Raw genomic sequence first — 26,052 nt, 5'->3', positions numbered from 1 at the left:
AATTGGTTGTACGATAGATTTTAGGTGTAGGCTTCTTCATCTGGAAATTATATTACTGAAGAAGCCTTCAAGAATAGCTTTGTGCAACAAAGCCTATGGATATGTCAAAACAATTATTATTGCCTTCTACAGATAACCTTCCGTCTTTCTTTAGACCGGAAACAATCTCGGAAACACCTTGTTTAGGAAAAAAGCCGTCACTCGATCTAGATGCGGCTCCTATATTTGATCTAGATCAGGAATGGCAACATTCCTTATTTGGTCGTTCAATCCAAGAGTGCCATAGAAATTTGATGCATATTGCTGAAGATGCAGATATGGCAATTGGGGTGACTGACCCTCATGGTACTTTACTCTGGACATGGAGTAGTATACCTATGCGTTCATCTGCTGAACAAGTTCATTTTGTTGAAGGTGGACAATGGTCAACTCAAGCAGTTGGTCAAAATGCAATTGGTCTTGCCCTGAATACACATTCAGCAAGCTGTGTTTATTCACATGAAAACCAGATGAACAGCGTTAGAGATTGGGTATGTTATGCAGCGCCTATCACCGATGCAAACACAGGTCAGTTTTATGGCATTATGAACTTATCAACTAAATACCAAAAGCATAACTCACTTGGAATTTTAGCGGTTGAGCGCTGTGCAGATATTGTAAAACAAGCCATTCAACTTCATCAAAAGAACATTTTATATATTAAAGCGCTAGGCACACCTAAAGTTCAATACAATCAACATGGCTTAACACTCACGCAGCGCCAAATCGAAATTTTATGTCTTCTTGCTTTATGCCCGGAAGGCATAAACCTAGAAGAGCTTCACTATGCCTTATATGGCGATCGGCCAGTGAGTACCACTACACTAAAAGCCGAGCTTTCACAGCTTCGAAACCTGATTCCCGATGTGATCGAGTCACGACCATATAGACTTAACTGTGAAATTCAATGTGACTTTCTTATGGCTGAGCAAGCACTAAACTTAGGTTTTACTGCCACCACTTTGACACTGTATAGAGGTAGTTTTTTAGCCAAATCAGAAAGCCCATTTTTGTGTGCTTGGAGAGATTGCTTTGATGCCCGCTTGAGTCATGTTATCTATCAAATTGATGATGTAGACCAACTATTACGTGTGGTTAGCCGCGTTCCTGACCGTGTTGATGCCGTTGAACGCTTACTTGAGCTTCTGCCTGAAGAAACGCCTTATCGGGCAAAGCTCTTAAAATTGCTTGAATAAAATAAAAGGGAGAATATCTAACAATATTCTCCCTCTTTTAAATGAAATTAAGCGGAGGCTTGAAGCTGTACCCTATAGCAATCATCTAAAGCTAGTTCATAATAACGTAACCCTTCTTCAGCAGCATGAAATGCTTTTTGCTGCCAATCAGGTCGGTCATTCGACAACCGCTTAATCAACTCCATGGCTTCATAAGGATGTAAATCATCATAATGAGCATGAGCACGCAACCATGCTAAAGAGCGTTTATCAATAGTGACCTCAGGATGATCTGTATAAGCGTGGATACCTTTATAAACTTGAATAGACCAATCACCTGTCGCCCATTCAATTGCCAAATTGGTCGCAGCCAAACATTCAGCCAAGTTACCGCGATGACTCATATTCCATAAAAAGTGATTCACAGCATTCATTGCAGCTGGGGGGCGCACGCTATCAAGCTGTTCTACAGTTAATCCAAAACCTTTAGCCCAATCACGATACCACTGTAAATGGCGCTCTTCGACCTTAATATTTTGAATTAACCAGTCTCGTGTTTCTGTTACACCTGGTTCTGCAAAAGCAGTCGCCTTAGCTAATGCACCAGCCATATATGACGGGAAATGTGCAACCAGTGGATAGAAATTAAGTAAAGCATAACGGAAACTTTCTAGGCTCAATCCCCCATTGGCCATTTCAGTAAAAAACGGATGTTTACTCACCCGCTCCTTAACCGGTAAAAGATCATCCCAAAACCGCTGAGACCATTCATTATGCGCTGTAATTTCTAAACTCATTCCATATTGATTTAAAGCAGTCATTGCTAATTTTCCTATTTATATGACAGCAATCATCTGTACTTCACGGCTATAAGTCTATCCGAAAATGATAAAGATACAATCTTTAATCGACCATTAGTAATTTTTTCTCAAAGGTTTTGAATCTTTAGATAATTGTGACGCTAATCATTGAAATGTCGTGATTTTTATCACAATAAGGACCTATAAAAATCATTACTTTTTTAAAAAATCTGTATTATTATTTTGAATAAACCACACAATATATAACCAATATTTTTAGATGGAACTTTAATAAAACAAGTCGCATTTTATGCCAACTTCCAATATAGAGAGCATTAATTATGAAGTTGCAAGGTTCCAATATATTGGGACAGGAACAAATAGATTTATTAACCACACGCGGATTAAATTTCGTATGGTTTCCAAAGCAACTTGAAACGATCTATCGTTTTCAATATCAAAATGGTGCGGCCTATGAGTTTCGCTATAGAGCACCTATTATTTTAATATTATATTTATTTTTAAGCTTTGGTATATACCAAGTCTTACCAACCGACCAAGTTTTATCCTGGTTAAGCTATTATTCTTGGGTAGGTATAATTGTTTTAATTGCATGGATTTTATCGTTTATTAAAAAATTAAATCAGTGGTTTGATTATTATGTCGGAATTGGCTCTGCTTCCGCTGTCGCTATCACCTTTATTTTAATTAACGTTTTAGAAAATGGCCAAGATAATGTACTTTTTCATGCAGCAATGATGTATGCGATTGTGATTATCTACGGTGCGGTAGGTATGCGCTTTTATACTGCAATCATTGCAGGATGGGTCGGCGGTTTGGTTGGTATTTTAGTCAGTACTTATGTGAAAGGTGACATAGATTGGACCTTTTTGAACCGCACATATACGTTTAGTAGTTTCTTAGGAATGACACTTGCGTATGCTACAGACCGTCAGCACCGAGAAAACTATTTACAAAACTGTATGATTGAACTCAACCGTATTGAACTCATGCAACAAGCGCAGCAGTTGTCTTTACTTTCACAGCAAGATGCTTTAACTGGACTTGCTAACCGACGTTATCTCGATGAAACACTAGACAATGAATGGCGCCGTGCGCTGCGTCATGAAACACCACTTACTATTATGATGGTGGATATCGACTTCTTTAAACCCTATAACGATACCTTAGGACATCTTAAAGGCGATCAGTGCTTAAAAGATATTGCGACTGCAATTTCTTCAATTGCTGCTCGTAGTGGAGATTTAGTTGCCCGTTATGGTGGTGAAGAATTTTTACTTCTCTTCCCTATGACCAATGCACAACAAGCTCAAATTCAAGTCGAAAGATTAATGAACGCAATTAAAAAAATTGCCATTGTTCATCCATGTAGTAGCGTTTCACCATATGTAACCATTAGTGTGGGTGTGGCAACCACAATTCCACGTTTAAATGATTCAATTTCTGCCTTTGTTAGCCGCGCAGACCATGCACTATATCAAGCAAAAACAAATGGTCGTAATCAGTATCAAATTGCTGTAAATCAAGAACAAATTGTAGATTTAACTTAATTATTAATAGGTCTTTTAATTAAAAAAATTGCGCTCAATAACAATAAAAAAGCCACATACTTTGAGTTATGTGGCTTTTTTACATCAACCAAGTATCTATGATTCAATTGGCGCAAATGGCGGAACAACATCTGCATTTTGAGCACGATTTCGTAAGAAATGGTCCATTAAAACAATTGCTAACATTGCTTCAGCAATTGGAGTTGCTCGAACACCTACGCACGGGTCATGACGGCCTTTAGTTAATACATCAGTATCTTCACGATTTAAGTTAATCGTTTTACCTGGAGTAGTAATACTTGCTGTTGGTTTTAGTGCAATCGCCACACGAATGGTTTGACCACTTGAGATACCGCCCAAAATACCACCAGCATGATTTGCCAAGAAGCCATGACTCGTCAATTCATCACGTGTTTCATGACCAAACTGACCTGCTACAGCAAAACCATCACCGATTTCAACGCCTTTAACCGCATTAATACTCATCATGGCATGTGCAATATCAGCATCTAAACGGTCAAAAACAGGCTCGCCCCAACCAACAGGAACTTTCTCGGCTAAGATTTCTAGCTTAGCACCACAGCTTGTACCTTGTTCACGTAAAGACGTAACCAATGCTTCAAAACGAGGAACAGCATCTACATCGCCACAGAAAAACGGATTATTTGGAACTTCATTCCAATCTAGTTTTTCAGCAACTTCGTTACCAATTTGAGTGACATGACCACGAATCAAGACACCAAATTTTTCTGCTAAATATTTCTTCGCAATAGCACCAGCTGCAACACGCATAGCAGTTTCACGAGCACTTGAACGACCACCACCACGATAATCACGGAAACCATACTTTTGTGTATAAGTATAATCCGCGTGACCCGGTCTAAAGGTTTGCGCAATATTCCCGTAATCTTTCGATTTTTGGTCAGTATTACGAATGAGTAAACCAATTGGTGTACCTGTGGTTTTACCTTCAAATACCCCTGAAATGATTTCAACTTGATCAGGTTCTTTACGCTGGGTAGCAAATTTCGATGTACCAGGCTTACGGCGATCCAAATCTATTTGCAGATCTTCTTCAGTCAATGCAAGACCTGGTGGCACTCCATCAACAATTGCCATTAAACCAACACCATGCGATTCACCGCATGTGGTTACACGAAAGAGTTGTCCAATAGTGTTCCCTGCCATACGTACAACTCCTTAAGCTTGTTCTGCAAATAATTTTCTATAACGACGACATTGCTCAGCAGTTAAAGCAAAAATACCTGAACCACCTTTTTGGAAAGTAAGCCAGTTAAACTCAACAGTATTGAAGTTCTGACGCATAGCCCATTCAGAGTTACCGACTTCAATTACGATTAAACCATCTTCTGTTAAATAATCTGCTGCTTGAGCAAGCATTTTACGAACTAAATCTAAACCATCTTGTCCTGCTGCTAATGCAAGTTCAGGCTCATGCAAAAACTCTTCTGGTAAGTCAGCCATATCTTCGGCATCAACGTACGGCGGGTTACTTACGATTAAATCGTACTGATTTTCAGCTGGAATCTTGGCAAACAAGTCAGATTCAAGTAACGCAACTTGATATTGCTTATTGTGATGTTCAACATTAATCGAAGCTACTTCTAAAGCTTCTTTAGAAATGTCTGTTGCATCTACTTCTGCATCTGGATAAGCATAAGCTAAAGCTACTGCAATACAGCCAGAACCTGTACACATATCTAAAATACGTTGCGGTGTCTTAGGCTTGGTATTTTCTGGTAAGTTGTTAAGTGCTTCACGCATTTGACCATTTTCATCTAAGCAATATGGTGCAAAACGTTGCTCAATTAATTCTGCAATTGGTGAACGAGGAATAAGCACACGCTCATCCACATAAAATGGCTTATTGAAGAAGTAAGCTAAATTTAATAAATAAGAAGTTGGAATACGCTCATTAATACGACGCTCCAACAAGCTTAAGAATTCTGCTTTTTCACTTGGTAAAAGTTTAGCATCTAAAATCTCTGAGTCTGCTGACCATTCAAGAGATAAGGTTTGTAAAACTAATGCAGAGCTTTCTGCAAAATAATCTTCAGTGCCTTGTCCTAAATGTGCATCATGTTGACGTAATGCTGATACCCCAAAACGAATAAAATCTCGAATTGTTGATAAATTTTCAGCAGCTTCCTGTAAATGTTCAGGGCTAATCGTCGGTCGCTCCACTTAGGCGTCTCCAAAGGCAAATTTTGCAAAGTGACTATTCTACTGAGTGAGACAAAGCAACGCAACGCTTTGCCTTGTGAAGCAGTGTTTTACATATCAATCTATGACAATCACACGTTAAAATCAGAATACTTTGTTTTAATTAAGAAATAATGAACTTTATAAGTAACGCTAAAGATAGTCTTTGAAACAAAAAAGCGGCCTTTAAATACTGACCGCTTATTATCTCTAGTTGTCTTAAAGCTTAAGCTTTTCTGCAACATAGTCAGAATCTTTATCTCCACGACCCGACAGATTCACCACAATCATGGTTTCTTTCGGTAGCTTTGGTGCTTCGCGAATTGCCCAAGCCACAGCGTGTGAGCTTTCAAGCGCAGGAACAATCCCCTCAACACGCGATAATGTCATAAAAGCATTTAAACATTCTTGATCAGTTGCAGTGCTATATTCCACACGTCCTAAATCTTTTAAGAAACTATGCTGTGGACCAACACCTGGATAGTCCAATCCTGAAGCAATAGAATGTACAGGTAAAGGTTCACCAGCTTCATTTTCAAGTACATAACACGCCATGCCATGAATTTGGCTTGGTTTACCTAATGTTAGGGTTGCTGAGTGCATATTGGTATCTAACCCATGTCCAGCGGGTTCAACTCCAACAAGTTTTACATCTGGATCATTTAAAAATGCCGTAAAGGCACCAATCGCATTTGAACCACCACCAATACATGCCACCACATAATCTGGATTTTTTCCAAAGCGCTGGTGTGTTTGATCTTTAATTTCATTGCCAATAATTGATTGGAAATCTCGAACCATTTTCGGAAATGGATGTGGCCCAACCACAGAACCAATCGCATAAATAAAGTTTTTAGGGTCTTTTAAATATTCTTCAAACGCACTATCTACAGCATCCTTTAAGGTTGCTGTACCGCGAGTGACCGATACCAAATGAGCACCTAAAATTTTCATTTTGACGACATTTGGATGTTCTTTTTCAATATCAACTTGACCCATGTGAATTTCGCACGGAATACCCACTAAAGCACACGCTGTTGCCAAAGCAACGCCATGTTGACCCGCACCTGTTTCAGCAATGACTTTCTTTTTGCCCATATATTTAGCAAGTAAAGCTTCGCCTAAGCAGTGATTAATTTTATGAGCACCCGTATGGTTTAAGTCTTCACGCTTTAAATAAATTTGTGCACCACCTAACTGTTCTGAAAGGCGTTTTGCATGAAATAAAGGACTTGGACGACCTACATAATTTGCAAAGAGATCTGATAATTCATTTTGAAACTCTGGTGTATGGCGGATTTCTTCATAAGCAACATTAATTTCATCCATTGCTTCTTTTAAATGTGGAGGAATAAATTGCCCTCCATACTCACCAAAAAATCCTTGCTCATTTGGTAAAGCAATACCATTAATTTGATGTTGCATATCATCCCTCTTTTTAAATTATTAAAGTTATCAAGTTTATCGAGAAAGGTAACGCGTTAAATCTTCAATGCCTTTTAGAGTCATTGGGTACATGTGGTTTTCAAAAATCTCTTTAATCCAACCAATTGTTTGGGTGTAATGCCAATACCCTTCTGTTTCAGGGTTTAACCATGCTGTTTTATCAAAATGCTGACGCAGACGACGTAACCAAACTTCACCTGCTTCATCATTCATATACTCAACCGAGCCACCTACCGATTTCAGCTCATACGGTGCCATACTGGCATCACCTACTACAATTACACGATAGTCACGTCCATAGGTATGAAACAAGTCCCATGTGTTCATGCGAGTCGCTGTTCTTCGATAGTTATCTTTCCAAACATAGTCATAAAGACAGTTATGGAAATAAAAGTATTCAAGTGTTTTAAATTCAGTTTTAGCCGCGCTAAACAACTTTTCACATTGAGCAATATGAGCATCCATTGAACCGCCCACATCAAATAACATGAGTACTTTAATTCGATTACGACGCTCTGGCACCATTTGAACATCAAGAATACCTTGCTTGGCTGTTTCTCGAATAGTTCCGTCAACGTCTAGCTCTTCGGCAGCGCCTTGCCGGGCAAATTTGCGTAAACGCCGTAAAGCAATTTGCATTTGGCGGGTACCAAGAACTTGGTCATCATCTAGATTTTGGTATTTACGCTGTTCCCAAACTTTAACCGCCGAACGTTTACGGCCCGGCCCACCAATTCTGACGCCTTCCGGATGGTCACCAAAAGCACCAAAAGGTGAAGTTCCACCTGTGCCAACCATACGGTTACCACCTTGGTGTTTTTTATGCTGTTCACGTAAACGCTCTTCTAGCATTTTCATCAGTTCTTCTAAAGAACCTGCTTTTTGAAGCTCAGCTCTTTGCTCTGGTGTTAAATGCTTTTCTAAAAGCTCTAAATCGAACCAGTCTTTTGGTAGTTTATGGACTTGCTTGAGTAATTCATCGATATCGAAGGTTTCTATGCCATCAAAGTAATCTTTCATGGCACGATCGAACTTATCAAAAAAGCGTTCATCTTTAACTAAAATTGTTTTAGCAAGTTGATAGAACTCTTCTTGATCGGCAAAAACTAAACCTTCACTCACCGCACGATTTAAGTCAATCAATTCACGGGTCGTGACTGGAACACCATATTTTCGTAAGGTGTAAAATAACCGCACAAACATGGGTTATTCTCTCCTTTAACGTCGCGACATGAAAGCCAAACGTTCAAGCAGTTGCACATCTTGTTCGTTTTTAATGAGTGCGCCATACAAAGGTGGAATAGCTTTTGATGTATCTCGATTACGTAGTACATCTTCTGGCATATCATCTGCCATAAGCAGACTCAACCAATCGATCAGTTCAGATGTAGATGGGGGTTTCTTCAAGTTAGGAATTTCGCGGAGTTTGAAGAAAACTTGCAGAGCTTCATTTACCAAAGTCGCAGAGATATTTGGGAAATGTACCGAGATAATTTCACGCATCGTTGCTTCATCTGGAAACTCAATATAGTGGAAGAAGCAGCGACGCAAAAACGCATCTGGTAATTCTTTTTCGTTATTTGAAGTAATAATTACGATTGGACGTTGAGTAGCAGTAATCGTTTCGCCTGTTTCATAAACATAAAAAGACATCTTATCAAGTTCATGTAACAAGTCATTTGGAAACTCAATATCTGCCTTATCAATTTCATCAATTAAAAGCACACAGCGCTCTTCACTGGTGAAAGCTTCCCACAGTTTACCGGGCTTAATATAGTTCTTAATATCGTAAACACGATCATCACCCAGTTGACTATCACGCAAACGAGACACAGCATCGTATTCGTATAAGCCTTGCTGTGCCTTAGTTGTTGACTTGATATGCCAAGTAATGAGTTTTAAACCAAGGCTTTGTGCCACTTGCTCAGCAAGTAAAGTTTTACCTGTACCCGGCTCACCTTTAACCAATAAAGGCTTTTGCAAAGCGCGGGCTGCTTTTACAGCAAGTTTAAGACTATCAGTCGCGATATATTGATCTGTACCGGTAAAATGTTGGGTATCAGCAGACATGTAGAGACCTTATTTTTCTATTTCAATGGTTAGATGGAACGCATGCTTTTGTTTGTTGTATATTTTGACCAACAATAGCCAATAAGCAAACCTAGACCGATTACAAACAGAATTAAGGATAAATTTGACCAGATTAAAGGACTGTCTTTAGTTAACACACCAAACAATAGCCCAAAAATAGCTGGAGCTACAGATGCATTAGGACCTTCCGAAACGGTTGGTGTCACCAAAATGGCAAAAACAACTAACCAGCTTATTGCGCCAAAAGTAGCAGGTAGGCGGCGCATTAAACGCCACCAACACCACAAAGCAATAATAGCGCCAACGCCATAAGCTGTTAAAGCAATGATCTCCTCAGGAACTGCATCGAGAGAAGAAAGTAATTGATTTAGAACTCCAGCTTGATCTTCACGCACCACGTAAGCCCTCTGGTTCAACTGCATTTGGGTTAATTAACCCTTCTGGCGGCATCTGAATAAAGAAACCTTTTGTTTGTAATGAGTCTAGAACATGTAAAACATTTACACGCGCTAATTTACGTGTTGGAGCCAATTCTAAATGCATGACAAACGTTGCACGACCAAATGCTTGTAAAACAGCTTCTGGAACTTTTTCAAACGGATCAGCTTGCTCCGCATCATCAGGATAGTTTGGACGAGCAATATAAATGTACATTTCATCTTTTTTGCTCGATCTATAAATATCACAGTGCATTTCAAATCAACTCTTGAACTAAGGACAGCATACATGAAAAAAAACAACAGACACACGCAGGTTTGTTTACGCATCAGTCGTTTTTTCTTTTCTCGCGAAATATTAACCCACAACAATCATTAAGGTCGATAAATAACTTTTAATTTTCTAAAGTTTTAAATTATCCAACCTCTATTAACGTATTAATTTTACATAAAAAAGCTTTTTATCAACTTTTATAAAATGAAAAAATTACATTTTGAAAACAATAAACTTACTCTCAAATAAATTAAATTTATCTTAACACATTGAAAATAATAAATTTAATTTAAATAAAAGTTAAAATAAGAATTAAAGAAGATTCAACTTATGTATACAGGATAAGACATTATTTAACCGATTTTAAATTCGGATGTGTTTCAATAATAAAAGATCTTAAAAGAAAATATGGAGGTCTTTACTATGTCTCGTGGCGACAAATCATCTTACACAGCAAAACAAAAGCGTCAGGCTAAACATATTGTTGAGAGTGAAGTAGATAGAGGTCATTCTCAAGAAGAAGCTGAACGTATCGCATGGTCTACCGTCAATAAACAAGATGGTGGCGGCAAGAAAAAATCACATTAAAATTATTACCGGATACTTCTTTAGTTAAGTTAAGGACTAAAGAAGTATCTTATCAATAAGTTAATCAAAAGTTTTAAAAGACTCTTGAGCCCTGCATATAGTCATTACTCACCTGATTTAAGGCACTCAAAATTGTGCTGTGGTTTTCAGTAAGTAACGCTTCATTTAAATGATTCATGTAATTCATTAATGTTTCTTTAGAAGCTTGTGCAAACTCGGTAGTTACCGCTTCATCTTCATATAAAATGACATAACTACGAGCAAACCCATAAATAAGATAAGCTGCGGCTTTTTCATTGAAATTTGAAGATTGCTTAAGATACTGCTCACACGCATTTTTTAAGTTTTTAAATGCATCTGTACCAGTCGATTGATTTTTGAAAGATGAAAGTATTGTTTGGAAGTTCATATCCATATTCCACTCAAAAAGTAAAGCTACAGAAGAAGCATAAACCTGTCAAACAATATATTGATTTTTATAAATTTAGATTGTAAAAAATTATAAGAAACGCCCTAATCTATGGGCGTTTGAATAGATTAAAGCTTAGAAACTGACTTCAATATTGACGGTTGTACCAGACTGATCAATATTGGTTGAAACGTTGAAACCTCGTGTCTTTAGCTCTTCCTCTACTTGCGTAATATGTTCAGGGTGCAAAGCATCTATTGGAAATTGAAACACTGCTCGACGTTTACCTTCTTTCGAGATTTCCTCAGTTCCAGTTAAGATTTTTTCCAACAATATTGCTTGATCTATTTTGACATCTTTAGCATTTTTTCTTGCCTGTTCAGCATTAAAATTATTAGCCATGTTTATCTCTCTAGTTATTAGTAACTTTCATTTATAGCATAAAAAATTAATCTCAATATTAACTTATTATTGATTTTAAAAACTTTTTAAGAATTTATATATAAAATTAGAGGCCTCCTCTCCCCGAGAAGGCCTCTATATTTCTGCACCGAAACAAACTTATAGTTATATATTGTTTATTTTGAAATTGTTTTTCTTGTTGCTAAGAATATACAGACCTGTATATATACGCAATTGAATTTTTCTCATGCATAAAGTTAATTTAATTCAGCATAATCATATAAAATTAAGATGAACTCATATTTATAGTATTTAAAGTTCAAAACAACCTAAAGATATAAAGTATAACTAAACAAAAATTTAAGTTTATAAAGATAGCCTTATAAAAAGGCTTATTTTTAAAGCAAGATTAAATACAAGAAGTTGAATAAATATTAATCAAATAAAATATTTTCTAAATACAAAGCGTATTTAAACTAAAAACACCTATTTAAATTTAAAATAAGAGACTTGCTTTCTCTTCTGTAAATAGCTCAATAAGAGGTTTAGTGAGTAATTCATAGCGCCAACCTAACAAATAGTCAGGTAAGTCTTGTTCATCACCTTTAGAAAGTACATGTTGATGAATTGCATTTAACCATTTCTTACGAAGTAAAACTTCTTTCGGAATGGAAGTCTGCTCTATTGCGTTTGCAATTAATGCATCCATTTTATCTAAAGTTTCTTTTGATGTAATTTTAAAAGGTTTAGCAATTTTAGCTGGCCATTGCCCTTCTACTGGTAAATCCTTCAAAAGATCCAGAATAATTTTGCCATATTCACGAACAACATTCGGACGTATATCTCTTACCTGTGATAACTGGAAATTATTACGTGGATTTTTTTCAACCAAATCAATCATTGTAGAATTTCTAAGGATAAAACTACGTGGTTGATTGGTTGCTTTAACTATATGTTCACGCCATTCACTTAAATTTTGCAATTGCATTAATTGACGGCGTGAATGTCGATAGTTGCCTACATCTGTATAGAGTAATGACGTTGGTGTTTCACTAATAATTTCTTTGGTTAAACTGCGGCAGTCTTCAAGAACACACTCATAAAGACCTTTTTGCTTAAGCTGGTCCTTAATATGGTTAGCCAACTGCATAAGGTATAAAACATCATTTGCTGCGTAGCATAACTGTTGAGGAGACAAAGGTCTTGCTAACCAGTCAGATCGAGTTTGGTCTTTTTCAATGTCAATCTCTAAACAAAGCTTTAAAGCACCTTGATAGCTTACTTGTAAACCATGTCCTAAAAAGGAAAGTCCAACTTGGGTATCAAAAACATTTAATAGGTTTTGTTCATCAGCATAGTGATAGATTAAATCGATATCTTCACCACACGCGTGAAAAATATTTTGTTGAGCAACAAAGATTTTTTTCCAAAACTCACTTAAGTCTAGCGACACGCCATCCAGCAAATATACATTTCCGTTGACATTGACTTGACATACTCCAAGTTTAGGCCAAAGGGTATCAACCTTAATAAATTCTGTATCAAGTCCGTATGTTGAACATTGATCCATTTGTTGAAGGACATCAACCAATTCGGTTTGCTGTTGGATAAACTGAAACATGCTTTCTCAAGTAACTGCAAAGAGTGCTTTAAACTCTGGTATATATAACATAGCAATAGAAAAATGCTACTGAATCCATGATGAATAATCTATTTTTGAACAATTTTCCAAAAAAGAGATAATTTTTTGATCATTATTTTAAATCTTTCAATTTAAGATCCTTATAAAAATTTATTTTTTACAAACAGCTTTTTTAATTTATATATTCATTAAGTCATTTTTAAAAATATATTTTTGTCTTTTAAAAAGATTTTTTTAATAATAAAACTTATATTTTAAAAAAATCTTTGAAATAAGCACCGAAGTACTTATTTCATACGCATACGGTTATGCACCGCTTGACTTAATGTATGACTATCAACATATTCAAGCTCACCCCCTTGAGGTACACCTTGAGCAATACGTGTCATGTGAATAGGTAAATGTTTCGTCGCTTCAACCAAATAGTGCGCTGTCGCCTGACCTTCTACAGTGGCGTTAGTCGCCAAAATGACTTCTTCGATAGTGCCTTGGCTTAAGCGTTGAATTAGGTAAGGAATACCTATTTCCTCTGGCCCAATCCCATCTAATGGAGAAAGATGCCCACCCAATACATGGTATTTACCACGGAAACTACCACTTTGTTCAATTGCCATCACATCTGCCGGAGATTCAACCACACATAGCAGTTGATCATCTCTTTCTGTTGAAGCGCAAATATCACAAATTTCGTGCTCAGTTAAAGAGTGGCAAACACTACATTCATGAATATAACTTGATGCTTCATGTAGAGCATGCGCTAAAGCAAATGCACCTTCACGATTTTTCATCAAAAGATGTAAAGCCATACGTTGAGCCGACTTCGGTCCAACGCTAGGCAAAATACGTAAAGCTTGAACGAGTTGTTCAAATCTATCACTAAACACTGAATTTCCTTAGAACATGCCCGCTAAACCAGGAGGTAAACCCATACCAGAGTTAGCTTTTTGCATTTTTTCTTCAGAAACTACTTCGGCTTGACGCACAGCATCATTCACCGCAGCTGCGATTAAGTCTTCAATCATATCTGGTTCATCTTGAAGTAATTCTGGATTAATTTCGATACGTTTTACGATATAACGACCAGTCATGGTTACTTTAACCAAACCACCACCCGCTTCAGCGTTTACTTCAGTTTGAGCAAGCTCTTCTTTGGCCTTTTTTATATTTGATTCCATATCTTTTTGCATGCGCTGCGCTTGCTGCATGAGCATATTGATATTCATAAACCTAACTCCGTATCTCTATCAAATATAATTGATAGTCACATAACACTTCAGAACTTAAACTCTTTTAGTCACTCAACTCATCACAAAGATCATTGAGGTCATTACGTTTAAATCAAAATTAATCTGTAATTCTGACACAATAAATTAATGTTTTCTATTGCTATCTATGAAACTATTTTCGCTAACTCATGAGTTTAAAGCTTTCTGTGTAAAACTTTTTACGCTTAGAGCCAGTTCTAAAATTTAAGTGAAACTATTGTGAAGCTTGAAGGTTTTTATTGTCCGGTTTGTATTCATTTAAAGGCATTTTTTGAAAAGAGGCATTTGCCTTTTCTATGGAATGATCTGCATCTTCAACTGATTTGTTCGCATCGTTAATTAACAATACAGTTTCGCTAATCTGAGTCGGTTCGTCCTTTTGGGCAAATACTCTGTATCCAACCAAACCAATTGCCCCTATAGCGACTAATATAATTATAGGTTTAAGCATGGTTAAAAACTCACTTTGTTATTTTTATTAAATTTAGAACTTTTATACGTTGTGATTTTAGAGTCATTTATAACAAAATGTAGTCTTTTTATTTCATTCGTTGTATGGTAAGCGTCCGCTGAACCCCACTTTTTCTAACTCATTAATACCGCGATAGTGTCCACTTAAATTTAAGTGGACACCTATTTATGGATTTAAAGACAGTTATAGACAGTGCACCAACGCTAAAAAAGCCCCGTCGAACCTTCACAGCTGAATTTAAACATCAACTTATTCAGCAATGCCAGCAGCCAGATACATCAGTGGCCAAGGTAGCAATGCAACATCAGATCAATGCCAATCTGCTACATAAATGGATTCGTCAGTCCAGATCAATGCCCCCTGCATTAAAAACCCCATCCATTCCACAGACTGACTTTCTTCCGGTCATTCTTCACCCGACTCCAGTCAAACAAGAAGCACCTCTACCACCTGTGCCAGAGAAGAAAGCTGTCGCTCATATCAGGATTCCATTACATGAGGCACCAAGTTCCGCAAGGGATCAGATGATCGAGATCGACTGGCCGGTGGAGTCAGTAACTGAATTACTGTTGCTGATCCAGGGTTTGACTCAATGATTCGTATTGATGAGATCTGGTTGTCTCCCCAGCCGATGGACATGCGTGCAGGGATGGATACAGCCATGGCTCAGGTGCTGAGAGCCTTTGGCTACATCAAACCGCATTGCGCTTACCTGTTCTGTAATAAGCGTGGCCATCGTATGAAAGTGCTGGTGCATGATGGACTGGGTATCTGGCTGTGTGCCCGGCGGCTGGAACAGGGGAAATTCCACTGGGCTAAAGTTCACCAGGGTGAAAGTATGGCGATCAGCCCGGAGCAGTTACAGGCACTGATCCAGGGTTTGCCCTGGCAAAGAATCGGACTGCAGCAAGTGGTAACAATGCTCTAAACCAGGCTCATCCATTCTGCTATTCTCCAAACGTTCTATTTCCTCTGCATCATGACCTCAGGCATACTGCGGTCATGAATACGCTGCCTGATTTAAGCCAACTGACCCATGAACAACTGCTGGAATTTACCAGACAGTTGGCGATGCAGCATCAGTCTCTGGCACAATCTAAACAACAACTGGAACAATCAAATCAGCAATTAGATGCCAGAGTTCAACATCTTGAAGTCACCAATCAGCAATTAGATTCTAAAGTTCAACATCTTTCTATTCTCAATCAAAAATACGAGCATGAGCTTGCACTATTTAAACAGCATAAATTCGGCAGTAAAAATGAACATCTAACCGCAAAACAAATCCATCTCTGGGATGAAGCGGTTGAAGAAGATATTGCAGCGGTTGATCTGGAACTGGAACGACTGAATGCAGATAAAACCAATGCAGCTGCACAGAAAGCCCCAGTCAACAAACCTAAACGTCGGCTGTTGCCAGATCATCTACACACCCTCCGTATTGAGCATGAACCTGAATCAACACAATGCAGTTGTGGCTGTACCTTGCGTCGTATCGGTGAAGATGTCAGTGAAAAACTGAATTTCAGACCGGCACAGTTCTATAAGGAACAGCATGTGCGTGGTAAATGGGTCTGTGATCAGTGTGACACTCTGACTCAGCAAGCGATGCCAGCCTATGTGATTGATAAAGGCATTGCTTCACCTGAATTGCTTAGCCATGTGCTGGTGTCAAAGTATGCCGATCATTTGCCTTTGTACCGTCAACGTCAAATCTTTCTACGCGCAGGTGTTGATCTGTCTAGATCAACGTTATCTGACTGGATTGGCCGCTGTGGGGTGGAACTGGAACCTCTGGCCAATGCCTTAAAACAGGTGGTACTGCAACAGCAGGTGATCCATGCAGATGAAACACCGGTGACGGTCATGCAGATGGGTGAAAATGAGAAAAAGCCCAAAAAAGGTTATGTCTGGGCCTATGCCAGCACACAGTACAATCCAGTTCAGGCAGTGATCTATGACTTTCAAGATAGCCGTTCTGGCCAGCATGCTGAAGACTTCCTGAAAGGCTGGCAGGGTCATTTGGTCTGTGATGATTACAGTGGTTATAAAGCACGCTTTAGATCAGGTCAGGTCATTGAGGTGGGCTGCATGGCACATGCACGTCGTAAATTCCATGAACTACATGTGACCAAGAAAAGTCAGGTCGCTGAACAGGCATTAGTGCTGATTCAGAAATTATATGCGATAGAAGCAGAATTAAGAAAAAAGACGGATGGTACAGCGGAAGACCGCTGCGAATACCGACAACAGCATAGTCAACCGGTCATGCAACAACTATATGAATGGCTCAACCAACATCAACTGACGGTGCCATCGAGTTCTCCAACCGCCCGGGCGATCAATTACAGCCTAAAACGTTGGACTGCTTTAAGCCGCTATCTGGATGATGGCAATCTACCCATTGACAATAATTGGATAGAGAACCAAATGCGTCCCTGGGCCTTGGGGCGTAAGAACTGGCTATTTGCAGGTTCGCTGCGCAGTGGTCAACGAGCTGCCAATATCATGACTTTAATCCAGTCAGCAAAGCTGAATGGCTTGGATCCGTATGCCTATTTAAGTGATGTGCTGAAAAGGTTGCCAACACATAAAGTGCCTCAAATAGAAGAATTACTACCTCACCGCTGGAAACCTGAACCCCGTTAAAACTTGGCGATGGCGTTCAGCGGATGCTTACGTTGTATGTAAGTAACAACGCTATAAATAAAAAGCCACACTAAAATAAGTGTGGCTTAGTCTTAAATATATAAATTAATTAGATTAAATCTAATCCACGTGAGATATCACCAATAATATCGTTAATATCTTCTAAACCAACCGAAACACGGATTAGACCTTCTTGAATACCTGCTGCTTGTTTTGCTTCAGCAGAAAGTTTGCCGTGCGTTGTGGTCGCAGGATGGGTAATCGTTGATTTCACATCACCTAAATTACCGGTAATAGAAATAAATTTGGTGTTATCAATTACTTTCCAAGCACCTTCACGCTCACCTTTAACTACAAAAGAAACAATTCCTCCAAAACCTTTTTGCTGTTTTGCAGCAAGTTCATGTCCTTCATGAGCTGAAAGGCCTGCGTAGTAAACTTTTTCTATTTTTTCATGAGTAGATAACCATTCTGCAAGAATTTGAGCACTCTCACAGTGTGCTTTCATACGTAAGCGTAAAGTTTCTAGACCTTTTAAGAAAACCCATGCATTAAACGGGCTCATTGATGGCCCAAGTGTACGGACGACACCAAAAACTTCTTCTAACAACTGATGATTCCCGACAACAGCACCGCCTAATGCGCGCCCTTGCCCATCTAAATATTTAGTTGCCGAGTAAATTACAAGGTCTGCCCCAAATTTTAATGGTTGCTGTAAAACCGGCGTACAAAAACTATTATCAACTGCAAGTAAGGCACCATGCGCATGGGCAATATCTGCAAGTGCTTGAATATCCGCAATCTCAGCTAATGGATTCGATGGTGACTCAACAAATAAAAGTTTAGTTTCTGGACGTACTGCATTTTTCCATGCATCCAAATCACATAAATCAACAAATGTAATATCTACACCAAACTTGGCAATATATTTTTCAAACAAGGCAACGACTGAACCAAATACTGCTCTTGAGCAAATAACATGATCACCCGCTTTTAAATATGCCATTGCAACTGACAAAATTGCGCCCATTCCAGAACTTGTTGCAACCGCTCGCTCAGCCCCGTCTAAAGCTGCTAGGCGTTTTTCAAACATTGATACAGTCGGATTGGTAAAACGAGAATAGATATTTCCTTGAACTTGACCAGAAAATTTTGCAGCTGCTTCAGCAGCGTTTTCATATACAAAAGATGAAGTCAAAAAAATTGGTTCGCCATGCTCACCTTCAAAACTACGAGTATGTCCGGTACGAATGGCTAAAGTATCAAGTTGGTATTCTAAATCATCAGACTGGTTCATTAAATGTGCGCCTTTACTGGTCATGTACTAAAAAACTATAATCATTTTGAGTGTCTAAGGTATTTAAGGTCAAGGTAAACCTGAAAATTTTCGCTTAGACTTCAATCAATCTTTAGTATAGTTGGTAAAACAAGATGAAACGCTTAAAGTCCCTTGTCCCAGAACAAAGTCAAATCAAGCACCTCTCTACCCGACTATTTCGTCCTCAAACATTAGTATTGTCACAAAGCACTCCGTTTGAAGTAATTGGTGAATTCAATCAAACCCGTGTTCGTTACTATGCGGCTACCCAGAAGCGTTTTAAAGAACCATTAGTATTTGTTGCTCCGCTAGCAATTAATATGGCGATCTATGATTTATATCCTTATCGTTCGCTTGTAAAATATTTTCAAAATGCAGGTTTTGACGTATATCTAGTCGATTGGGGACGTTTGGGCTTTAAAGATAGACATCTTAACTTTTTATCATTTATAGAAGATTTTATTCCTAAAGCTATAGAACTTGTTCGCACCCATTCAGGCAGTGACCAAATTTCTCTACACGGATGGAGTATGGCAGGTATATTCGTTACTTTATATACAGCACATAATCAACCAAATTATGTCAAAAACCTTATAGTATTAGGTAGCCCAATTGATAGTTATGCTTCTGGTTATATTGGAAAACTCTACCGAACTATAAATAACACTATTGCTCGCAATAAGAAGCTACAGGAACGTATCTACTCAGGTTTACCGAAGCGTTTGATTCATACACCTGGTATTTTAAATTCTCTAGGATTTAAAATTCTTGACCCTAAAGGTTGGCTCGATGGCCATGTTCAATTACTGAAAAACCTTGATGACCTTCAGTTTGTACAAGAACATGCCACTTTAAGTAGTTTCTTAAATAATATGATTGATTATCCAGGAGGGATTAATCAGGACATGTTATTCAATGTTTGGCTACAAAATCCGTTGAAGCAAGGTTCTATTTTATTAAAAGATAAAAAAATTGAGTTAAAAAATATCGAGTGTTCTCTCTTGGTTGGTGCAGGTCGTAGCGATCAATTGGTTACGGCGGATGCAGCTCAACCATTAAGCCATTTAACCAGTAGCCAAGATGTTACATTTACTCTTATTCCAGGTGGTCATTTGGGACTAATTTCCAGTCAAGCAAGTTCTCAAGAGTTTTGGCCAAAGTTAGAAGCATGGCTAAGTGAACGTTCAACAAAAATTTGAGCTTTAAAAAGGAAAAAGCCCTTATATAAAGGGCTTTTTTATACTTAGTTTTAAAATATAAATAAGATTTTGATTAGTTTTGAAGATTTGTAATGTTTTAAACATTGACCCTAAAAGCAGACTAGAAAGATATTTTTTTAAATACGAAGTATCCTACTTTGCTTTCAAAACTCCCGTCTTTTTGAATATTAAAATATTTTTTGACCACATCTGATGCATTCTCTTGTAGATACTTAAGTGTTTTTATTTGGTCTTCAGGAGTTTTCATACGCTGCACCCAGCTATCAAAATCTAGCATGAGTGACTGTTTATCTAAGGTAGTTAACTCAAAACCAGCATCTTCTATAAAGTAAACCCATTCTTTAATACTATAGTTTCTTACATGACTTGGATCTCGAATAACCTCTATAGTCTGTAAAAACGTATCTAAAATGGGAAAACTTGAGCTGATAATATCAACAAAAATAACGGTACCATTAGGTTTTAAAACACGATTTATTTCTTTCATCGCCGTTGGTACATGTTGCCAGTGATGGGCAGAATAGCGGCTAATCACTACATCAAACTGTTCATCAGTAAACGGCATATCTTCGGCTATACCTTGTTGTACAAAAATATTTTTTATTTTTCGATCATTGGCAGCTTTTGAGACAGTATCAAGCATTTCATGAGATAAGTCGTAAGCAAAAACTAAATCGGCATGATTAGCAACGTTATAAGCCACATGGCCACCACCACAACCTAAATCTAAAACGACAGCATTTGAATATTTCTCAATCTCTTTAATAAACTTATCAAACTCAATCCCTTCAGAGTGAGCTGTGCTGTTCAAATAACTTAAAGATTTATTTTGATACTGTTTTAAATTTATCTCATGTTGATTCAACATGGCTCATTCCTCTTCTTTGATGAATTAACCATAAAAGAAAAAGTGGATAAAAAATAATGATTAGTTTTTAAATAATTAATAAAATAAAGTTATAAATTTATCTTTTAAAGAATATGAGGATACAGTAATTAAAGTGAGATTGGTTAATAGTTATCTTGTTTATAATTTTACATCCCAAATATAGAAAACCACCAATTAGTGGTTTTCTATAAATAAAAAGTCAAATTTGTGTTTTTAAAATTTACTTTGCCACAAACTTGATGTTGAACTTTCTTACCTGTTTTCTTACCTCAGGATTAGAAGGCAAAACAAATGGACTTGCACGCCATATTGCCTTTTCAATACTTGATTTGAACTTTGGATCTTCTTTATCTAGAAAAATAATTTGCTCAATCTCACCACTATCACTTAAAAACACTTTAACGCTAGCGCTCATACCTATAGAAGATGGTGGGACATCCCAAATTTTAAATATCTTTTTTTGATATTGTTGCTTATATTTTTCAGCCTCTACAATAGTTTTATCATCACCGCTTTTCACTGGCGATAATGATTTAGAGTTAATAGCACACCCAGTTAATAACAATATTGAAGTTAAAATAATGATATTTTTCATTTATAAAACCAATTTTTTCAATGATTAAAATTTAACATTTTATCTTTTTAAAAACTACCAAGCTGATAGTTTATATTGAATAGTCATTATTAAATACAATCTTAGTAAACTTTATATTTCAGCTAATTTACTCGATTGTTTAGCCTAACTATTCAATTTTATTTTTAAGTAGTGACTTAAAATGATATTTTGTAACGTGAATTGATATTTGAATGCTCAGGCATATCAGCAATATCCTGCTCAGTAAAAATTCCATGCTCAAGTACTTTTGTCCCATTAAATGCAGTATTAACCGGCGTAATGGGAGACTTGGTAATATAATTTTCATCAGCTTTTTCCGTCAGTGACGCACAACCTTCTAGCCCAAATCCAGCAATAAGGACAAATAAAAATTTCTTCATCTGGCTCACCTGTTATAATAAAAATCAAACAATCTAACAAATTATCTATCAATTGTCACATTTTCAAAACGATTAAGTCTCAATCAAAGCTTTAACAAAACTTAATGAAATGTAAACTAATTTGCATAAAATGTTAAATTGTGTAAAATACCTAAATAATTTAACGATATGTTTCAACTCATGATCTTTCTACTTTTTTTATTTTTATTATTTACGTTTGTGCTTCTTTTAAATGTTCATTACAAACAATAGGAGCATTGATTAGTCATTCATCAAAGATATCTAAATATTTTTTAAAATAATAAGCTTTTACAGCACCCATAGATCAAGTTTAGTCCTCTAAAATTTTATAAAAATAAAAAAGCCCGCTTTGTAAGCAGGCTTTACCCTTGTGATTTTTTGCGCTGATCATTCAGGACTTTTTTGCTGTTTGTGACAGCGCTCGGATATTACCCTTATACTTAAAGATTAAAAAGACTAATCTTTTTTAAACTGATGCACTTATTCATCAAGTTCTATCGGATCACCATCTTCTGGACGAATATGTCGTGTGCCATCATCAGCAGGATCAACACTAGATCCATCCTTAGTGATCGAGTTATACATTTCATCCTCTTTTTTATCATCTGTGAATTCTTCATCTTCAAAATCAAGAGGCTCGTCATCATCTTCAAAATTTAAAGGCTTTTCTTCATCTATCATGTGATTCATCCTTTTTAAGTTATATCACTTCATGCTTAATTAAATGACAGATATATTCAACAGTGAACACACAGCATTTATGTAAAGAACACTTAATAAGTATTAAAGATATAAAAACTAAAGGCTGTTATTCAAAGTATTTTAAGAACTCTTCAAGAACAGGTAAATGGACAAAACTTTCATGAGCGTTCGCTAACCTCCCCATTCATGTTTTGACTTTATACAAAAAGCTTTCTTCGACCAAAGTCCCGCATTCGCTCCCGTACCCGTTTGTTTTCGCCATAAACTGCAATGACAGTAATAAATAGTTTTCAATTAAGAAATATAGAAATTTTCTTGATTACATAAACAAGAACCGATGTTACTCATATAGCGTATTTAATTCATCACTATGAAATTTTAATAATCGTTTTAAATATTTATTATGTATATATTTTTATTATTTAATCTAAAATAAAATATAACCAATTGATTTAATTTAAATTTTAAAAAAGATATTGATATGTAAAGCTTTTTTGTATTATAAGATAAAACATGATTTTTAATAACACTTGAGTAATTAATAGTCATTGAAATATTGGGAATAAACCTTATATTGAGTACAGGTTCATACCTTAACTGAGGAAAAGCTCATGAATAAATTATTGGTTGCAGTATTCACTGGAATGGTATCTCTTGCCGGCTTCAGTGCTCAAGCTGCAACACCTGAGCAAGAATGTCAAAAATTGCAAGATGATTACAATTTGATTTATGCATCAAAAGGCTTTTGCTTTAAAGACCAAGATGCTAAAGAAAAATATGGTAATGAAAACTGTCATACGACTAAGCCAAAATTCTCTGATAAAGAGCAGCAACGTCTAGACGCAATTAAAGAACGTCAAAAAGAATTGAAGTGTAAATAGTACTTAAAGGAATAATTCATGGCATATGATGATCAAAATATCTTCGCAAAAATTTTACGTGGTGAACTTCCAGCGATAAAACTCTATGAAGATGATCAAGTTCTAGCTTTTATGGATATTATGCCCCAAGCCGATGGTCATGCATTAGTTATTCCAAAAACTCCTGCAGTAACTTTACTTGATTTACCCCCTGAGGCAGCAGCTTACACCATCCAGATTGTGCAAAAGATTGCGAAAGCAATGGAAACAGCACTAAACCTAGATGGTATTGTTCTCATGCAATTATCTGGGGCCGCTGCTGGACAAACTGTGCCTCACGTTCACTTTCACCTAATTCCAACAAATGTTCACCAGCTTGGTAAACATGCTGCGCAATTAGGAGATCAAGATAAAATCAAGGCCTTAGCCGAAAAAATTAAAGCAGCTCTTTGATTTAAAGAGTTAAAAGCGGAGCTTAGGCTCCGCTTTTTTTATTTAAAAAGTGTAATAAAATCAAAATAAAATAAAGTATTTCTAATTCTTATTTGTCATAAAACTGTCATTTCTTCTTCACTCCACTGTCACAAAGTTTACAGATACTTCTTAGCAAGTTGGTGAGCTTCTGTAACTTTTTGTACATAAGCCAACTACAAAATAAAAGTTAGCTAGGCATACGCCATTTAAAAATACCTTTTGGAGAAATCTCAATGAAGAAATTGCTTCTCGCTGCCGCAGTTGCAACTCTAAGCGTAAACGCGGTGCAAGCAGCGCCAACTTTGTACGGTAAACTCAATGTTACCATTGACCAAGTTGACAACAAAAATTTCGATGGTAAAAGTGACGTTACCGAAGTTAACTCTAACGCGTCTCGTATTGGGGTAAAAGGCGAAGAGAAATTGACTGATAACTTGTCAGCAGTTTATTTAGCCGAATGGCAAATTAATGCTGATGGTGATGGTACAGATCTTGGTCAACGTAACCGTTATATCGGTATCAAATCAAATAATGTTGGTACATTGAAAGTTGGTAAATTTGACTCTTACTTCAAAAATGCCGCTGGTAACTACCAAGACATCTATAACGACCACACTATTTTAGATATTACCAACACAATGTATGGTGAAGAACGTCTAAATAACGTTATTGGTTTTGAATCTGATCCTAAACTTCTTGCTGGTGTAACATTCAACGTAATGTTCCAACAAGGTGAAACGCCTGCTGATCCAACTCCAGGCGCATCTGGTAACGATGACAAACGTAATGGTTTTGGTGACTCAGTTTCAGGCTCTCTCGGCTACGAAAATAAAGACATTGGTTTAGCATTGGCTGCTGCTGCTAACTACAGCGTACAAGGTAAATACAATGCCTATGGCCTTAGCAATATTTTCTCTGATGCTTACCGTGTAACTGGCTCTTACGATTTTAGCAAGCTTGGTGCAACTGGTCTTGTGTTGGGTGGTTTATGGCAACATGCTGAACCAACTGATGAGTTGACTAAATATAAAGGCTTACAAGAAGATGCATGGGTTGGTGCTATAACTTACAAAATTGGTGAAACACCTTTTGTTGTAAAAGGACAATACCAATCCTCTAAAGCTTCTGTAGATGGTCAGCAAGATCGTAAAATTGATCAATACGGCGTAGGCTTAGACTACAAAATCAATAAACAAGCACGTTTCTACGGTATTGTTGCTCAACAAAAACGTGACTGGCTTGCTCAAGACGATAAACGTACTGTTGTAGGTGCTGGTATGGAATATAACTTCTAAGTTATTAACCATCTTGCATAAAATAAAAGGGCTTATGCCCTTTTATTTTATTGTACCAACAAAAAAGCCGATAATTTTTATATCGGCTTTTTTTAATCTCAATCTTATTTTAAGAAACTGCTCACAAGATTCATCACGTTTTGAATGTCTTGATTCGCTTCTTGATGATCTGTACTTTCACCCTGTGATGTTAAAGAATCAATAACCTGAGGTAACACAGACGCGATCGCCCCGTAAACTTGCTCTTTTGGCGCTTGAGTCTGTTGGGCAACTTGTTCAACATCTGCAGGGTTAAATAAGCTTTGCAGTTGCTGAGTTGGAACTTCACTATTACTTTGATTTGGATCAACCCAACTTTGAACTTGACTACCTAAACCTGCACCTTTTAACTTTTCTAAAGCAGCCTGTAAACCACCTTGTTGTTGAACCCAGCCTAAGATTAAAGGTACTACAGCAATTAATAAACTTTGTACACCGCCACCAGCTTGAGGTGTATTGTTATTTCCAGTCACTTGGCCTAATACCGAACCTAATACTCCACCTAGACCACCTTGAGTACCAGAAGAAGTATTACCACCCATTTGTCCCAATACAGAACCTAAAATTCCACCTAAACCACCTTGGTTTGATGCTTGCTGGTTCCCGCCTAAAGCTTGCTGAGCCAAAACTTCTACAATGTTGCTTAAATTTGTCATGAGTAACTCTTATGTATGGTTTATACAGGAGCATACGCGTTTTTTTGTTAAGACAGCAAAAGCGAAATTGTTAAATTTTGAAAGAGATTAAATAGCCTT

General features: G+C 37.1%; 30 protein-coding genes and 1 pseudogene. 10 read left to right on the top strand and 21 right to left on the bottom strand.

Annotated features, from left to right (window positions below; genetic code table 11):
* Positions 1-95: 95 nt before the first annotated feature.
* Positions 96-1,235, top strand: a complete 1,140-nt coding sequence (locus HMPREF0014_RS11625; RefSeq protein ID WP_004887341.1) for a helix-turn-helix domain-containing protein — start codon at positions 96-98, stop codon at positions 1,233-1,235.
* A 47-nt stretch (positions 1,236-1,282) separates the two neighbouring features.
* On the opposite strand, the gene HMPREF0014_RS11620 is transcribed toward HMPREF0014_RS11625, so the two are convergent.
* Entirely contained in the window at positions 1,283-2,035 is a 753-nt protein-coding gene (locus HMPREF0014_RS11620) for an iron-containing redox enzyme family protein (RefSeq protein ID WP_004887343.1), read from the bottom strand.
* A 320-nt stretch (positions 2,036-2,355) separates the two neighbouring features.
* Between HMPREF0014_RS11620 and HMPREF0014_RS11615 the strand changes: the two genes are divergently transcribed.
* The gene (locus HMPREF0014_RS11615) at positions 2,356-3,585 is read left to right on the top strand and encodes a GGDEF domain-containing protein (RefSeq protein WP_004887345.1); all 1,230 of its coding nucleotides are present in this window, start codon (positions 2,356-2,358) and stop codon (positions 3,583-3,585) included.
* A gap of 96 nt (positions 3,586-3,681) precedes the next feature.
* Here the strand turns inward: HMPREF0014_RS11615 and aroC are convergent, their stop codons facing one another.
* From aroC to HMPREF0014_RS11580, 7 genes are all read right to left on the bottom strand, one after another.
* Positions 3,682-4,773 carry a chorismate synthase gene (aroC, locus tag HMPREF0014_RS11610; protein WP_004887346.1) on the bottom strand — a complete coding sequence of 364 codons (1,092 nt, stop codon included), beginning with the start codon at positions 4,771-4,773 and terminating at the stop codon, positions 3,682-3,684.
* 12 nt (positions 4,774-4,785) lie between these two features.
* Positions 4,786-5,790 (bottom strand): 50S ribosomal protein L3 N(5)-glutamine methyltransferase, encoded by a 1,005-nt coding sequence (gene prmB / locus HMPREF0014_RS11605; RefSeq protein ID WP_004887348.1) that lies wholly within the window; start codon positions 5,788-5,790, stop codon positions 4,786-4,788.
* A 237-nt stretch (positions 5,791-6,027) separates the two neighbouring features.
* Positions 6,028-7,233 carry a tryptophan synthase subunit beta gene (trpB, locus tag HMPREF0014_RS11600; protein ID WP_004887349.1) on the bottom strand — a complete coding sequence of 402 codons (1,206 nt, stop codon included), beginning with the start codon at positions 7,231-7,233 and terminating at the stop codon, positions 6,028-6,030.
* 36 nt (positions 7,234-7,269) lie between these two features.
* On the bottom strand, positions 7,270-8,457 hold the full coding sequence (locus tag HMPREF0014_RS11595) for a VWA domain-containing protein (RefSeq protein ID WP_000498059.1): 1,188 nt from the start codon (positions 8,455-8,457) through the stop codon (positions 7,270-7,272).
* 15 nt (positions 8,458-8,472) lie between these two features.
* Positions 8,473-9,324 (bottom strand): MoxR family ATPase, encoded by an 852-nt coding sequence (locus tag HMPREF0014_RS11590; RefSeq protein ID WP_002049937.1) that lies wholly within the window; start codon positions 9,322-9,324, stop codon positions 8,473-8,475.
* A 29-nt stretch (positions 9,325-9,353) separates the two neighbouring features.
* Positions 9,354-9,740, bottom strand: a complete 387-nt coding sequence (locus HMPREF0014_RS11585; protein ID WP_002050047.1) for a hypothetical protein — start codon at positions 9,738-9,740, stop codon at positions 9,354-9,356.
* Positions 9,733-10,038 (bottom strand): YcgL domain-containing protein, encoded by a 306-nt coding sequence (locus HMPREF0014_RS11580; protein WP_002049830.1) that lies wholly within the window; start codon positions 10,036-10,038, stop codon positions 9,733-9,735. Before HMPREF0014_RS11580 ends, HMPREF0014_RS11585 begins: the two co-directional genes overlap by 8 nt.
* Before the next feature lie 441 nt (positions 10,039-10,479).
* On the opposite strand from HMPREF0014_RS11580, the gene HMPREF0014_RS11575 reads away from it, so the two are divergent.
* Positions 10,480-10,644, top strand: a complete 165-nt coding sequence (locus tag HMPREF0014_RS11575; protein WP_000086293.1) for a hypothetical protein — start codon at positions 10,480-10,482, stop codon at positions 10,642-10,644.
* A gap of 73 nt (positions 10,645-10,717) precedes the next feature.
* Here HMPREF0014_RS11575 and HMPREF0014_RS11570 read toward each other — a convergent pair whose 3' ends face one another.
* The 6 genes from HMPREF0014_RS11570 to HMPREF0014_RS11545 all read right to left on the bottom strand — a co-directional run bounded on the left by HMPREF0014_RS11570 (position 10,718) and on the right by HMPREF0014_RS11545 (position 14,813).
* The gene (locus tag HMPREF0014_RS11570; RefSeq protein ID WP_004887353.1) at positions 10,718-11,059 is read right to left on the bottom strand and encodes a hypothetical protein; all 342 of its coding nucleotides are present in this window, start codon (positions 11,057-11,059) and stop codon (positions 10,718-10,720) included.
* A gap of 129 nt (positions 11,060-11,188) precedes the next feature.
* A complete protein-coding gene (locus HMPREF0014_RS11565) occupies positions 11,189-11,455 on the bottom strand; it encodes a hypothetical protein (RefSeq protein WP_004887355.1) in 267 nt (88 codons plus the stop codon).
* 496 nt (positions 11,456-11,951) lie between these two features.
* Entirely contained in the window at positions 11,952-13,076 is a 1,125-nt protein-coding gene (locus HMPREF0014_RS11560; protein ID WP_004887357.1) for an HRDC domain-containing protein, read from the bottom strand.
* 308 nt (positions 13,077-13,384) lie between these two features.
* Positions 13,385-13,981, bottom strand: a complete 597-nt coding sequence (recR, locus tag HMPREF0014_RS11555) for a recombination mediator RecR (protein WP_000490551.1) — start codon at positions 13,979-13,981, stop codon at positions 13,385-13,387.
* 9 nt (positions 13,982-13,990) lie between these two features.
* A complete protein-coding gene (locus tag HMPREF0014_RS11550) occupies positions 13,991-14,320 on the bottom strand; it encodes a YbaB/EbfC family nucleoid-associated protein (RefSeq protein ID WP_004887360.1) in 330 nt (109 codons plus the stop codon).
* A gap of 256 nt (positions 14,321-14,576) precedes the next feature.
* Positions 14,577-14,813, bottom strand: a complete 237-nt coding sequence (locus tag HMPREF0014_RS11545; RefSeq protein ID WP_004887361.1) for a hypothetical protein — start codon at positions 14,811-14,813, stop codon at positions 14,577-14,579.
* Positions 14,814-15,001: 188 nt separating this feature from the next.
* Here HMPREF0014_RS11545 and HMPREF0014_RS11540 point away from each other — a divergent pair, with 188 nt between their 5' ends.
* The 3 genes from HMPREF0014_RS11540 to HMPREF0014_RS11530 all read left to right on the top strand — a co-directional run bounded on the left by HMPREF0014_RS11540 (position 15,002) and on the right by HMPREF0014_RS11530 (position 17,483).
* Positions 15,002-15,430, top strand: a complete 429-nt coding sequence (locus HMPREF0014_RS11540) for a transposase (RefSeq protein ID WP_000364662.1) — start codon at positions 15,002-15,004, stop codon at positions 15,428-15,430.
* A complete protein-coding gene (gene tnpB / locus HMPREF0014_RS11535) occupies positions 15,427-15,762 on the top strand; it encodes an IS66 family insertion sequence element accessory protein TnpB (RefSeq protein ID WP_000618084.1) in 336 nt (111 codons plus the stop codon). Before HMPREF0014_RS11540 ends, tnpB begins: the two co-directional genes overlap by 4 nt.
* A 74-nt stretch (positions 15,763-15,836) precedes the next feature.
* Positions 15,837-17,483 carry an IS66-like element ISAba17 family transposase gene (locus tag HMPREF0014_RS11530; protein ID WP_001094416.1) on the top strand — a complete coding sequence of 549 codons (1,647 nt, stop codon included), beginning with the start codon at positions 15,837-15,839 and terminating at the stop codon, positions 17,481-17,483.
* Between the two features lie 109 nt (positions 17,484-17,592).
* On the opposite strand, the gene HMPREF0014_RS11525 is transcribed toward HMPREF0014_RS11530, so the two are convergent.
* Positions 17,593-18,780, bottom strand: coding sequence for an O-succinylhomoserine sulfhydrylase (locus HMPREF0014_RS11525; RefSeq protein ID WP_004887364.1), 1,188 nt, complete (start codon positions 18,778-18,780; stop codon positions 17,593-17,595).
* 134 nt (positions 18,781-18,914) lie between these two features.
* On the opposite strand from HMPREF0014_RS11525, the gene HMPREF0014_RS11520 reads away from it, so the two are divergent.
* Entirely contained in the window at positions 18,915-20,000 is a 1,086-nt protein-coding gene (locus HMPREF0014_RS11520) for an alpha/beta fold hydrolase (protein ID WP_004887366.1), read from the top strand.
* Positions 20,001-20,121: 121 nt separating this feature from the next.
* On the opposite strand, the gene HMPREF0014_RS11515 is transcribed toward HMPREF0014_RS11520, so the two are convergent.
* The 5 genes and pseudogenes from HMPREF0014_RS11515 to HMPREF0014_RS26460 all read right to left on the bottom strand — a co-directional run bounded on the left by HMPREF0014_RS11515 (position 20,122) and on the right by HMPREF0014_RS26460 (position 22,923).
* On the bottom strand, positions 20,122-20,889 hold the full coding sequence (locus HMPREF0014_RS11515; RefSeq protein ID WP_006581560.1) for a class I SAM-dependent methyltransferase: 768 nt from the start codon (positions 20,887-20,889) through the stop codon (positions 20,122-20,124).
* Between the two features lie 241 nt (positions 20,890-21,130).
* Positions 21,131-21,505 carry a cell envelope integrity protein TolA gene (locus tag HMPREF0014_RS11510; RefSeq protein WP_004887370.1) on the bottom strand — a complete coding sequence of 125 codons (375 nt, stop codon included), beginning with the start codon at positions 21,503-21,505 and terminating at the stop codon, positions 21,131-21,133.
* Between the two features lie 176 nt (positions 21,506-21,681).
* Complete coding sequence (locus tag HMPREF0014_RS11505) at positions 21,682-21,906, bottom strand: hypothetical protein (protein ID WP_004887371.1); 225 nt, start codon at positions 21,904-21,906, stop codon at positions 21,682-21,684.
* A gap of 501 nt (positions 21,907-22,407) precedes the next feature.
* Entirely contained in the window at positions 22,408-22,608 is a 201-nt protein-coding gene (locus HMPREF0014_RS11500; protein ID WP_002049802.1) for a hypothetical protein, read from the bottom strand.
* A 127-nt stretch (positions 22,609-22,735) separates the two neighbouring features.
* Positions 22,736-22,923 (bottom strand): annotated as a pseudogene (locus HMPREF0014_RS26460) (hypothetical protein).
* A gap of 317 nt (positions 22,924-23,240) precedes the next feature.
* Here HMPREF0014_RS26460 and HMPREF0014_RS11495 point away from each other — a divergent pair.
* The 3 genes from HMPREF0014_RS11495 (at position 23,241) to HMPREF0014_RS11485 (ending at position 25,258) form a co-directional block, all read left to right on the top strand.
* The gene (locus HMPREF0014_RS11495) at positions 23,241-23,510 is read left to right on the top strand and encodes a YARHG domain-containing protein (RefSeq protein ID WP_004701840.1); all 270 of its coding nucleotides are present in this window, start codon (positions 23,241-23,243) and stop codon (positions 23,508-23,510) included.
* An 18-nt stretch (positions 23,511-23,528) separates the two neighbouring features.
* Entirely contained in the window at positions 23,529-23,942 is a 414-nt protein-coding gene (locus HMPREF0014_RS11490; protein WP_000312749.1) for an HIT family protein, read from the top strand.
* A 254-nt stretch (positions 23,943-24,196) separates the two neighbouring features.
* The gene (locus tag HMPREF0014_RS11485; RefSeq protein WP_004701846.1) at positions 24,197-25,258 is read left to right on the top strand and encodes a porin; all 1,062 of its coding nucleotides are present in this window, start codon (positions 24,197-24,199) and stop codon (positions 25,256-25,258) included.
* Between the two features lie 104 nt (positions 25,259-25,362).
* Here the strand turns inward: HMPREF0014_RS11485 and HMPREF0014_RS11480 are convergent, their stop codons facing one another.
* Positions 25,363-25,953 (bottom strand): YidB family protein, encoded by a 591-nt coding sequence (locus tag HMPREF0014_RS11480; protein ID WP_006581558.1) that lies wholly within the window; start codon positions 25,951-25,953, stop codon positions 25,363-25,365.
* Positions 25,954-26,052: the final 99 nt, after the last annotated feature.

Origin of the sequence: Acinetobacter sp. RUH 2624, from assembly GCF_000162375.2 — a bacterium.
GTDB classification, from domain to species: Bacteria; Pseudomonadota; Gammaproteobacteria; order Pseudomonadales; family Moraxellaceae; genus Acinetobacter; species Acinetobacter nosocomialis.
The sequence above is the reverse complement of the archived record's forward strand: the minus strand, read 5'-3'. Positions and strand labels throughout refer to the sequence as shown.